The 11,451-nt window shown below is 37.8% G+C and carries 12 protein-coding genes; 3 read left to right on the top strand and 9 right to left on the bottom strand.

Annotated features, from left to right (window positions below; genetic code table 11):
• The 5 genes from ACTHJT_RS03450 to ACTHJT_RS03430 all read right to left on the bottom strand — a co-directional run.
• The coding region (locus tag ACTHJT_RS03450) for a sugar-binding protein (protein WP_440236388.1) at positions 1-2,020 on the bottom strand (2,020 nt) is incomplete at its 3' end.
• Between the two features lie 122 nt (positions 2,021-2,142).
• On the bottom strand, positions 2,143-2,844 hold the full coding sequence (locus tag ACTHJT_RS03445) for a DUF4136 domain-containing protein (RefSeq protein ID WP_440236387.1): 702 nt from the start codon (positions 2,842-2,844) through the stop codon (positions 2,143-2,145).
• Between the two features lie 72 nt (positions 2,845-2,916).
• Complete coding sequence (locus tag ACTHJT_RS03440) at positions 2,917-4,020, bottom strand: DNA alkylation repair protein (RefSeq protein WP_440236386.1); 1,104 nt, start codon at positions 4,018-4,020, stop codon at positions 2,917-2,919.
• 29 nt (positions 4,021-4,049) lie between these two features.
• Positions 4,050-4,781, bottom strand: coding sequence for a diphthine--ammonia ligase (locus ACTHJT_RS03435; RefSeq protein ID WP_440236385.1), 732 nt, complete (start codon positions 4,779-4,781; stop codon positions 4,050-4,052).
• Positions 4,765-5,037 carry a DUF5522 domain-containing protein gene (locus ACTHJT_RS03430; protein ID WP_440236384.1) on the bottom strand — a complete coding sequence of 91 codons (273 nt, stop codon included), beginning with the start codon at positions 5,035-5,037 and terminating at the stop codon, positions 4,765-4,767. Before ACTHJT_RS03430 ends, ACTHJT_RS03435 begins: the two co-directional genes overlap by 17 nt.
• Positions 5,038-5,234: 197 nt before the next feature.
• On the opposite strand from ACTHJT_RS03430, the gene ACTHJT_RS03425 reads away from it, so the two are divergent.
• Positions 5,235-6,173 carry a cation diffusion facilitator family transporter gene (locus ACTHJT_RS03425; RefSeq protein ID WP_440236383.1) on the top strand — a complete coding sequence of 313 codons (939 nt, stop codon included), beginning with the start codon at positions 5,235-5,237 and terminating at the stop codon, positions 6,171-6,173.
• Between the two features lie 64 nt (positions 6,174-6,237).
• Here the strand turns inward: ACTHJT_RS03425 and ACTHJT_RS03420 are convergent, their stop codons facing one another.
• Positions 6,238-8,007: a DUF349 domain-containing protein gene (locus ACTHJT_RS03420; RefSeq protein WP_440236382.1), complete on the bottom strand. Its 1,770-nt coding sequence runs from the start codon at positions 8,005-8,007 to the stop codon at positions 6,238-6,240.
• Positions 8,008-8,041: 34 nt separating this feature from the next.
• On the bottom strand, positions 8,042-8,614 hold the full coding sequence (locus ACTHJT_RS03415) for a YqgE/AlgH family protein (RefSeq protein WP_440236381.1): 573 nt from the start codon (positions 8,612-8,614) through the stop codon (positions 8,042-8,044).
• Positions 8,615-8,818: 204 nt separating this feature from the next.
• On the opposite strand from ACTHJT_RS03415, the gene ACTHJT_RS03410 reads away from it, so the two are divergent.
• Both ACTHJT_RS03410 and pdxH read left to right on the top strand, forming a co-directional pair.
• Positions 8,819-9,319, top strand: a complete 501-nt coding sequence (locus tag ACTHJT_RS03410; protein WP_440236380.1) for a toxin-antitoxin system YwqK family antitoxin — start codon at positions 8,819-8,821, stop codon at positions 9,317-9,319.
• Positions 9,320-9,383: 64 nt separating this feature from the next.
• Positions 9,384-10,031: a pyridoxamine 5'-phosphate oxidase gene (gene pdxH / locus ACTHJT_RS03405; protein WP_440236379.1), complete on the top strand. Its 648-nt coding sequence runs from the start codon at positions 9,384-9,386 to the stop codon at positions 10,029-10,031.
• Between the two features lie 97 nt (positions 10,032-10,128).
• On the opposite strand, the gene bshB1 is transcribed toward pdxH, so the two are convergent.
• Both bshB1 and ACTHJT_RS03395 read right to left on the bottom strand, forming a co-directional pair.
• Positions 10,129-10,860, bottom strand: coding sequence for a bacillithiol biosynthesis deacetylase BshB1 (gene bshB1, locus ACTHJT_RS03400; protein WP_440236378.1), 732 nt, complete (start codon positions 10,858-10,860; stop codon positions 10,129-10,131).
• Between the two features lie 4 nt (positions 10,861-10,864).
• The coding region (locus ACTHJT_RS03395) for a peptidoglycan DD-metalloendopeptidase family protein (protein ID WP_440236377.1) at positions 10,865-11,451 on the bottom strand (587 nt) is incomplete at its 5' end.

The raw sequence follows: 11,451 nt of genomic DNA, 5'->3' as shown, positions 1-11,451 counted from the left end.
TCAATACTGCAACAGCACTGGTATCTGCACCAAAAGTATTGCTGATGATCACACGGTAATTACCTGCATCTGCAGCAACTACTGCTGGAATTTTATATACAGAGTCAATCGCACCTGCGATATCTACCCCATTCTTCTGCCATCTGTAAGTAAAAGGTTTCACACCGGCAGCTTTTACGGTAAACGTTACCGGCTGACTGGCAGCAATTGTTTGCGATGCAGGATTTTGAAGAATGTCTGGAATAGAACTTCCTGAATAAGCAATTCTATATAAAGCAGCAGGATTTCTTGTTAAATAATATAAGTTTCCATCAGCAGCAACATCTACTGCTACAGGAGCACTTCCCTGGAGATGGGCAATAAATCGCTCGATCTTAGTTCCTGTTACAGGATCCATTACATCCATCCAGTTTCCACAATAATCCATGAAGAAATATTTGCCGATATATTTAGATGGATAGTTGGTTGATGTCGGATTGAAGAAACAGCCACCGGTGATTGCACAACCATTTACATTACTTGCACCATGATTATATGTATATACAGGGTTAGTATATGTTGTGTTGGTTGTATTCCCCTCAACATCAGGCCAGCCGAAATTTTTATTTCCTACGGTACCATCGTCAATCTCTTCCCAGGCATCCTGGCCAACATCATTGATAAATATTTTTCCCGTACCTGGCTGCACATCAAACGTAAATGGATTACGTAGTCCGTATTGCCATATTTTTCTCTTTGAAAGATTCACATCTGTTGCATAAGGGTTATCAGTAGGAATTGTACCGTCTGCATTCAAACGTAATAACTTACCATGGGTAACATTTAAATTTTGCGCATTTGCTGGTGTGGCATTTTCTCCTGCAGCGATGTATAATTTTCCGTCAAGACCAAAATGCAGCGCACCACCATTGTGATTGGTAGCCGTTGATAATGGATCCAGATCTGTTACCAACGTTTCCGAAGCCGGATCAATCACATCACCGGTCATTTTAAAGCGACTTACTTTATTATGTGTCCCGCCGACAGTTGTTGTATAAAAAATATAAATGTATCCGTTAGTTGCAAAATTCGGATCAGAAGTAATCCCGATCAAACCTCTTTCCGTGTAATCTCCACCGGAAGCATCAACCGTGATTGATAAAGCATTTCCTGCAACCAGGCTTCCGTTCTTAAACAATTTAACTGTACCTGCCTGCTGACCGATTAAAATACGTCCATCCGGAAGCATAGTCATTACTGTCGGATTCGTTAAATCTGTATTATTAATCAGCACCTGGCTGAATGTCGGAGTCGATGTTTCTACTAACGTAAGATTTCCAAACACATCTGCATTCTGATAGGCAACGTTTTTATTTGTACCGGGGATATCTTCAGAACCAATAAAGCTTTGTCTGGTTGTTCCCCCATCGTTATCGCAATATGCCATGGCAAAACCCATTTGCTTACCCACAGTTAATGTTGCCTTTGGGTTCGAAGTTCCGTTTGCATAAACATAAGCGTCTGTATATACATCGAAAGCGGCTTCCCAGGTATATACTGTTCCGCTTTTAGTTCTGGATATAGTAGCGTGATTATTAAACAATCTTGGTGTACCAAGGTCTGAATCTACAATATCACCTAAGGTCGAAACGTGATAAGCAAAAGCATTGTAGGTATTTTCATGACCGCCACCAGAATGATCTTCATCCAGAAAAATCTCCCAGGTATCATCTTCCCAATAATTTGAAACCGGGTCGGCATAATTATCATTCAGTACATCATCTGTAATTTCTGCCAATATGTATAATTTATTAGCACTCCAGGATACTTTAAACCTGCCGGTAAAATCAGCAGCCGAAGGCTGAACACCTAACCATAAATAATTAACGGTATACCAGGTTGCGGAGCTCCAGCAGGCATCGCTGCCGTTACCATCAATAACCGGAGCCGTTTGTGCCCGGGCTGCCTGATAATTATTTCCATTTCCAGCAAAGGAAATCAAAGAAACAGTGAGGAATAATACAGTAAATAGTTGTTTCATTTTAAAAGCGGAGTTTATGATGCAAGATACAAATAATTGTATAATAGCAGTAATTATTTGACTTAAATCAAGTTACAAAATAAAAAAATCAGTCTCAAAAGAGTTTAATATGGAAACAGTCGCTATTTTTTATGATTAATCGGCAATTGTTTAAAAATTCCGGCTACAGCAGCATTGATTTCTGTTGGTATATCTGTCGTGATGTTTATATCCTGATTGGCACCACCTCCCCAGATAAATCTTCTTGATTTTGTTTCATACATGTTGATGATCAATGATCCTTCTTCAACATGATGCTTGGTAATCTGACCGCCGGCAATAGGTGTAGAAACAGATGCGCCGTAATAATATCCGCCCCAATATCCTGTTGCATTAGCAGGATAACCATTTGCCGGAACACCATTTACAGGAGTTGCAGATCCCATGTTGTATCCATTCGGATCGAAAGCCGGTCCGCCGTAATAATTCTGTCCATAATAAGCCGGCGCATAAACCGATACTCCGACACTTGTTGTCGGCGCCTGCTTGTATACATCTGATTCTTTAATCTTGGTATCAAACATAAAAACCACATCCGGATTAACAGTATCCAGCACCATTCCTTTCTTTAACAATTCGGCATCACATGTTTTGATAATAAAATTTCCATAAGGTTTATCTTTCCTGTGCATACTTATAACTGTATCGTAAGGCGCGATCCATGCAAAGGTCTTATACTTTGAAAAATCAGTCTTCTTATCGTAATCCGAGAAGAATTTCATTTTCATGACAAATGCACTCAACAAACACAAAAGAACCAGGGGGATAAAAATACTTTTTTTCATTACACGTAAGATTAATAGACGTTTACAAGGTACTAATAAATAACTCATTCAACTTATTGAAAGGGAGATTATTTAAACAACATGAAACTCTTTTTCCATAAGTTCATTGCCGTTGACAACAATAGACAGTTTATGCTTTCCCGGATAGTGTTTGCGTGTTGTTAAATCTTTAAATGATATTTTTTTATTGAAAATTATTGAACTGCCCTTTTCATATGTCTGCTCAGTGATTTTAAAAAGTTTCCGGCTACTGTTTCCGGTTCCTTTCATATAATAAACGGCAAACTCAATCCGGAGCTTTGAATTTGCCTTTGGGTCCGTGTGCAGCACAAATGAAAACGCTAATGTTTCTCCCAAAGCGATTTTCTTCCGGTTAACTGTTAACTCTTTTACTTCACAGCGTACAAGGGTATGCAAATCGAACAAGACTAATACTTCACCATGGGCTTTTTTTAATAAAGTTCGTGCCCCGTGTTTAATGATCCAGTCGGTATTTTTAGAATTGCCTTTCCATCTTTTTATAATATCAATCACCACTTGCGGATTGTCTTTGGCAATATCGTTCAGATTATTGGCTACACTTTTTCTGACATATTCCGAATCATCATTTTTCAAATTGTCCAGTACAGGCAAAATTAATGACGGATCTTTCTTAAACGATTTCAATGCCATCCCCCATGGTAAACGCGGCCTGCAACCTTCGCTTGAAAAACGGCGCACATTGGCATTTTTATGCTTAGACCATTTCAGCATGTATTGCATGATCTTTTCAGGATCTTTATCGAGAAAAGGCCTGATCGCAAATTCACAGCTTGTATACTGCGTAACTTCTTCGATGGCTTTCATAGAAAGGGCGACATGATCCCGACCAAACATTTCAATATATTCCGGCAGGAATAAATATTCAAAGCTCTGTTGTTGGTTTGAATGAGCTTTCAAATAATGTACCCACTCAATAATGATTCCAACATCCTGCTTATAATTCTGAGTTAAGTACTGATGCAAAACTGCCGCCAGGTGTTTCATGCGTTGTTTTAACTCTCTGTTCTCCCATTCCTTATCAAACACAGCCTTTTCAAATGCTTTAACATTGAAAGCCGGATAGACTTTTTTCAATGAAGTTGTCAGGGATTTTATAAATGTTGGGGAATATAGATTTTTAAGAGGCTCTGCCATAAGAAGAAATGCGAATGTAGTAAAACTATTTATTGAGGAATCAAATCACAATACCAAAACCCTTTTGTTTGAACAGAAGATTGGTATGTATCATCTAAAGAAATCTGAAGAGGTTTGTATATTTTTTCACCAACTTCAAAAGGTATTCTTTTATTGAACAAAGGGCCGGCATAACAGAATGTATGATATTCTCCGTTTTCACCACATGGATCAACATATTGAGGCAGGTCCTGAACAAAAACTGCATCTATTTTCCTGCCTACCCAGGAAGATGTAAAATAACCATCATTGATGCAGCAGGTAATTGTTTCAAATCCTCCTTTTATAAAATCATTGATTAATTGTCCTGTATCCGTCTTCCATAAAGGAAAGACTGCCTGCATGTCCACCTTTGCAAGGTTCTTTTCTCTATAGTCCCGTAAATCTTCCAGAAAAATGTCTCCGAAAATAACATGTGTAATACCTTCAGACTTTGCCTTGTTTAAAGCTTCAGTCATCAGCTGTTCGTACTCTTCATTTGTTCCTGCATTTACACGCACTTTTATTACAGGAATACTGATAGCATCCGTTTGCCTATCCAATAATTCTTCCCGCACACCGTGCATGGAAATTCTTCCCGCCTGACCATTAATGGTTGTTAAAAGATATTTTACATCATATTGTTTTTCCTGAAGTACTTTATACAAACAATACGAAGAATCTTTTCCGCCACTCCAGCAAAAGATTGCCGAAGGAATATCCGTTTTATTTTTTATTTCCATAGGGACAATGTCTGCATCCGTTCCCACAACAGCTTCCTCTTTTTAAATGAAACCAGAAAGTAAAAACATATAAACCATTTTCAATATAGTAATCAATATCCTCAAGCAGCCTGGTATTACTTTTTATCTTTTCATTGATCCCAGAAGGAATCCCCGACTGTGTATATGCTTCAATCTTTCTTTTCACCTCTACTTTCAAACACTTCTCACACATACAATCACCGGTAATACGCTCCAGTACAGGCGGATAATCCATACACCAGCATTTACCCGACTCTACGGTACAGGGAAATAGATCATTGCATATTGAACAGGATTTCATGCTTTGCATTCAGGTCATTACAATCGTTCTCCTCACCGTAAACCGGGGTATTTATGATGATAAATAAAATTTCCGGCATGATTTCAAGTATAAACAATTATGTATATTTTCGGTGATTACAAAATACACATATGTCTAAAGGAGAATCAAATATAGCTATTGTCGGAGCTTTTACCGCCAACTTATTAATTGCAATTATAAAATTTATTGCTGCAGCAATCACAGGAAGTTCTGCCATGTTATCGGAAGGCATACATTCCCTGGTTGATACCGGCAATACTGGTTTATTATTATTCGGTGATTATCGCAGCAAGAAAAAAGCTACTCCCAGCCATCCTTTTGGGTATGGAAGAGAGCTCTACTTCTGGAGTCTGGTAGTCGCGATCTCATTATTTGCTGTTGGCGGTGGTATGTCTATCTATGAAGGTATCTTACATATTCAGCATCCGGAAGAAATAGAAGATCCGTTCTGGAACTACATCGTTATCGCATTGGCATTTGTATTGAGTGCTGTATCATTATTTGTGGCAGTGAAAAAATTCCTTGAAGACAATCCTGACAAATCATTCTGGCGTGCAATTAAAGAAAGTAAAGATCCGGGCACATTCAGTATTTTATTTGAAGACTCTGCAGACATCTTAGGCCTTATCATTGCATTTTTGGGAGTATACCTTGGTCATACATTAAATAACCCATATATAGATGGAGCTGCGTCTATTGCAATTGGTTTGATACTATCCAGCTTATCTCTCATGCTGGCATTTGAAACGAAGAGTTTATTGATCGGAGAAAGTGCTGACCAGGAATTAATCGACAAAATTGTTCAAACAATAAAAGAAAATAAAAGTGTTGTGCATGTGCGCAGCCCGTTAACATTACACTTCGGCCCACGGGACATTTTGCTTGCGCTGGACATTCAGTTCGACCCTAATCTGCTTATGAATGATGTGGCAGTAAACATTGATCGGATTGAAGATTCGATACGATTAAAATATCCGGAAATCAAACGAATCTATATCGAGATAAAATCAATAACTTATTTTTCTGAATCGCCACACAAACCCGTATAAATAAAAAAAATCCTTCCCGATAGCTATCGGGAAGGATTTTTTTTATTTATACGGATAACTGGGATTACCCTTTTAAAATTCTCAATTTATCATTCAGCTTCTTCAATTCAACTTCCGCATCCTTAATCTTAACCATTACCTGCTCCTTTAAAGCAGAAGCTTTAGGAGAATTAGCAAAGAATGCCATGTTGTTATTATACTGTTCAATCTCCGTTTTAACAATAGCGGCTTTACGCTGAAGATCTTTCACTAAAGATTCTACATGTTTATTTCCACCTTGTTTAACTTCAATCTTCAATTGTAATTTTTCTTTCAGCTCAGTTTCAATTGGCATTTTATCAATAAATGCCAATAAGACTTCTCTGAATTTTTCCTGAAGCGCTTTCTTATTATCCATAGGAACGAAACCCAAGTCTTCCCATTTCTGAAGATAGGTCATTAACGTTTCTTCGGTCTCTGCACTTGCAGCTTTGACTTTTGCTTCAAGCTCCTTAATGTATGCTTCTTTAGCTTTTAAGTTTTCTACAAGCACAGCTTCAGCCTGCACCTTAAGGTCGCGCTGCTGCTGAAAGAAAGAGTCACAGGCTTTTTTAAACCGATCATAAATGGTATCCTTATATTTAATAGGAACCTGACCGATTTTCGACCATTCTTTTTGCAATTGAATCAAAGCCTTGGATGTTGAAGCATAATCTTCGTTATCCTTTAATGCTTCAGCTTTTTCACATAAAAGAACTTTTTTGTCCAGATTGTCTTTACGCTTTGCATCCAGCTTTTTGAAAAATAAATTCTTGTTTGAAAAGAATTTTTTACCAGAAGCCCAGAACTCTTTTGACAATTCTTTTAATTTATCTTCAGGTACCTGGCCAATCTTCTTCCATTCTTCCTGTATGTGAAGTACTGCATCCGACTTTTCTTTCCAGTCATCAATTTTTTCAGAAACAAATTCTTCATATTGTTTCAGCTTTAATATCAACTCCTGCTTCAGTACTAAATTTGCTTCTTTCTGTTTAGAAAGTTCTTCTAAAAATTGCTGGCGTTTTGCATGGAGTGTATCACTTACAGCTTTTAATTTCGTCCAGATTGTTTCATGCTCTTCTTTGGGAACCGGGCCTAAATGCCTGAATTCATCCTGGAGTTTACGCATTTCATTAAATGCGGTCTGCACATTCGGATGATGTACCAACTGTTCAATTTTTGAAACAATTTCCTGTTTCAATGTTAAATTTTTCCTTCTGTCAAGTTCCTTTAACTCAAAATACATGCTTCTGTTATTATAGAACATGTCAGTCAAAGCCTGGTAATTTGCCCATAATTCCTTTGCCTCAGCAAGTGTAACAGGCCCTGTAGCTTTCCAGGTTTCCTGAAGTTTTTTAAACTCCTGAAAAGAACCCGCACTTTCATCAGAAGCAATGATTGCCCGCATTTTATCAAGCAATTGCTTTTTGATTTCAAGATTTTTATGTTTTTGTTTTTCTAAATCTGAAAAATGTGCAGATACTTTTTCTTTTACTTTAGCAAATACTTCTTCGAATTTGTTTGATGTTTCATCTCTCCGGTATTTAAAATCTTCCGGAGAACTTCCGTCTTCAATAAATTTAGCAAGAGCGACGTGCTCTTCCTGTTCTAAAAGATGTTCGTAATGAGCACGAATGCTTTTCAGGTTTGCAGAGGCTTCATGAAAATTACTTTCCGGATTCATATTCTCCAGATATTTCACCATGTCCAATTTAGAAAACTGGCTGAAGTCTTCTTTGTGCACGTCCTCATTACTTGCTAATTCCACAGAATCATGCAATTGAAAATCATTATTCAATTCCTCTGAAACACCCATCGCAATAGTATAAAATTTATATTAGTAATTATTTTTAATTTAATCTTGGATCAATCGGATAGTTTGATAGTGCTTTATAATCACCACCCATATTACGTAAAACTCTTTGCCACATTGTCTCGGTGTTATTACCAAACATTTCTTCAGAGTTTATGTCTGAAATAATCCATGAATGGCTTTCCAATTCATGCTCCAGTTGATCTTCTCCCCAGCCCGAATATCCTAAAAAAAATCGACAATTATCCAGTTTCAATTTCCCTTCCTGAATTAAAAGCTTTAAATGATCGAAATCTCCACCCCAATATAAATCATCTTTTATATGAACCGAATCCTTCAATATAGCTGATTCCTGACGCAATAAGAAAAATAAAGAATCCTGCGCTACAGGTCCGCCTAAAAATAATTTCTTCTCAAACGATAATTTTTCTTCCAATACAGAATTTATTGTAAGACTTGTTGATTTATTCAACATAAAACCAAAGGCGCCGCTATCGTTATGCTCACAAAGCAACACTACACTTCTTTCAAAAGTGGCATCGCCCAGGTACGGCTCTGATATCAATATTTTCCCTTTAGTCAGCATCGATAAGTTTTTATTTATTTTCAATATCGAAAAAAATGATTACGAAGTAAACAACTATTGTTATTAATTATTCATTTCTACCTATGTGAAAAATTATTATCGTAAAAGTCATATAAAGCTACATCTAAAGCCCTACGCACCTAAAGCTACTGAATTTATTATCTATAAGGAAAAGTGATTATTGTTATTTTTGTGTTATATTATTATATAATATATAAAATTAATCCTATGAAAAACCTGTTCGTTGCCCTACTGGCGGTTCCTGTATTTTTCATGATTGCATGCAGCAAGCATTACGATACTCCATATCCCTACAACTACTATCCGGTTGTACCGGATACCAACAGGTTCGTAGTGCCGAACACACATACAAATACAAATGGTTACAAAGTTTCCTACTATCCCAACTCAAATATTAAAAGTGCAGAAGGCAATTACGAAAACGGCCATGCAAGCGGCTATTGGAAAATGTATTACAGCAATGGAAAACTGATGCGGGAAGGCAATTATTCCAACGGACAGCTCTCAGGTTACTGGAAATTCTATTACGCAAACGGATATAAAAAAGAAGAAGGCAATTATCAGAACAACATTAAAAGCGGTAATTGGATCTATTATTATTCGACTGGTATTGTTTCTTCTCAGGGTAATTATTCCAATGGAGTAAAAGAAGGTGAATGGTGTTATTACAATACTGATGGTAGTTTGGATTATAAAACAAATGATTAATTTTAAGAGGACTTATAAGAAGGCTGTATAAAATACGTTTTCTTATAATAATCTTAAGTAAAATATGAAAACGAATTTAGCAGACATCCGGAAGGATTATTCTTCCAGAACACTGGATACGAAAGATGTACTGGCATCTCCGATTGAGCAATTTAACCTGTGGTTAAAACAAGCACTGGAAGCTGATGCATTGGAGGCTACGGCAATGAATCTTGCTACCGTAAGTAAAGAAGGAAAACCAGCATCAAGAATTGTTCTGCTTAAAGGAATAGAGCATGCCCGTTTTGTATTTTATACCAACTACCAAAGTCATAAAGGTGATGATATAAAACAGAATGCATCCGGAGCGTTAAATTTTTTCTGGCCTGAACTGGAACGTCAGGTGCGTATTGAAGGCACAATTGATAAAGTCTCTACAGAAGATTCTGATAAATATTTTGAAAGCCGTCCCTATGCCAGCAAAATAGGCGCCTGGGTTTCGGAACAGAGCAAAGAAATTGCAAGTCGCGAGGAACTGGAAAAAAGAATTGAATATTACGAAAAAAAATTTCCGGAAGGTACTATTGTCCCAAGGCCCGCTTATTGGGGCGGCTATGCGCTTAAGCCTAATTATTTTGAATTCTGGCAAGGCAGGCCAAGCCGCTTGCATGACAGAATTGTTTACGATCTGGAAGAAAATATACGATGGAATATTTATAGAATATGCCCTTGACAAGAAATCCCAAATCCCAAATTCCAAAAAACAAATTCCAAACGATTGAACTATTGTTTGGAATTTGTTTTTTGGAATTTGGGATTTTAATATGATGCTATATTAAATCAAATAAGTCCTTTACTCCTACCTGTTTCTCTTTCGTAAAGCCTTCCCCGTAGGTAACACCAATCGCATGGCCGTATTCTTTGGCCCGGGCTTCAATAAATTCTAAAAAACCTATTCCTGAAATATATGTTTGCGGTTCAGCATTGCTAGCTGTTTCAGCAGTGTAGAACTGAGATTTGAATGCTTTGATGCACGCAAGCTTTCCTTGCCATTGATCGCTGATGTCTACAATAAAATCCGGCTGGATGTATCGATCCTGAATATAATGATACACGTTTTTAGGTCTCCAGGCAGTTTGTGTATTACCTTCCCAGGTTGTTTCAATTTTTCTAAGTCCTGCCAGGAAGCATGCTCTGGAAGCTAGCTCGGATCCTTTCCCATGATCCGGATGACGGTCATCAATGGCATTACACAAGACAATCTCCGGCTGAAAATACCGAATGTATGAAGCTAACGTTACACAATGTTCTTTATCCGATTCGAAAAAGCCATCTGCAAAACCTGCGTTATAGCGGGCTGTCAGTCCTAACAGTTTGGTGGCCACTGCTGATTCCTGTGCCCGTATTTCCGGAGTCCCCCGGGTACCTAATTCTCCGGCGGTTAAATCAACAACTGCAACCGTTCTTCCTAGTCCAATCTGTTTAAGGATCGTCCCTGAACAAGCCAGCTCAGCATCATCGGGATGAGCTGCAAAAACAAGTATGTCTACTTTTTGTATCATACGTTTATCGTATCCGCAGGCGTTGTCCGGCGCGGATAACGGTTTTGGTAGTAATACGGTTTAAACGGCAGATCTGTGTAACAGAAACACCATATTTTCTGCTGATCATGCCCAATGTTTGTCCGGAACGAACGGTATGGTAATAAACCTTACGGGCTTCTTTTGCATACGCATAATGTTCAGGTATCAGAGAAAATGTAGCCGAACGAAGTTTATGATTCGGGAAATCATACATGTACGTAGGATTGAATGCATTGCCTGCATAACGTACTTCAAAATGTAAATGCGGTCCGCTGCTTCTGCCTGTATTTCCACCTAAACCGATAACTTCACCTGCTTTTACAATTTGTCCTACTTTTACATCCTGTCTGCTTAAATGGGCATATAAGGTTTCAAAGCCGTTGTAATGACGAATCAAAATATAATAGCCATATCCACCGGAGTTGTATTGTACAATCCGTACAATACCATCAAAACAAGCCATCACGGGATCTCCTACTTCAAGATCAAGGTCAATACCATAATGCCAACGACCACTTCGTGCACCGAAACTTGAATTTGTTTTGCTGTAGCTTAACGGCATAGACCAGT

Origin of the sequence: Cytophaga sp. (assembly GCF_051961495.1) — a bacterium.
In the GTDB taxonomy this organism is placed as follows: Bacteria; Bacteroidota; Bacteroidia; order Cytophagales; family Cytophagaceae; genus Cytophaga.
The sequence above is the reverse complement of the archived record's forward strand: the minus strand, read 5'-3'. Positions and strand labels throughout refer to the sequence as shown.

Coding starts and splice junctions, on each gene's coding strand:
- ACTHJT_RS03445 (WP_440236387.1), bottom strand. CDS start 2,844: ATGAAAAAAAGTATTTTTATCCCCCTGGTTCTTTTGTGTTTGTTGAGT.
- ACTHJT_RS03440 (WP_440236386.1), bottom strand. CDS start 4,020: ATGGCAGAGCCTCTTAAAAATCTATATTCCCCAACATTTATAAAATCC.
- ACTHJT_RS03435 (WP_440236385.1), bottom strand. CDS start 4,781: ATGGAAATAAAAAATAAAACGGATATTCCTTCGGCAATCTTTTGCTGG.
- ACTHJT_RS03430 (WP_440236384.1), bottom strand. CDS start 5,037: ATGGATTATCCGCCTGTACTGGAGCGTATTACCGGTGATTGTATGTGT.
- ACTHJT_RS03425 (WP_440236383.1), top strand. CDS start 5,235: ATGTCTAAAGGAGAATCAAATATAGCTATTGTCGGAGCTTTTACCGCC.
- ACTHJT_RS03420 (WP_440236382.1), bottom strand. CDS start 8,007: ATGGGTGTTTCAGAGGAATTGAATAATGATTTTCAATTGCATGATTCT.
- ACTHJT_RS03410 (WP_440236380.1), top strand. CDS start 8,819: ATGAAAAACCTGTTCGTTGCCCTACTGGCGGTTCCTGTATTTTTCATG.
- pdxH (WP_440236379.1), top strand. CDS start 9,384: ATGAAAACGAATTTAGCAGACATCCGGAAGGATTATTCTTCCAGAACA.
- bshB1 (WP_440236378.1), bottom strand. CDS start 10,860: ATGATACAAAAAGTAGACATACTTGTTTTTGCAGCTCATCCCGATGAT.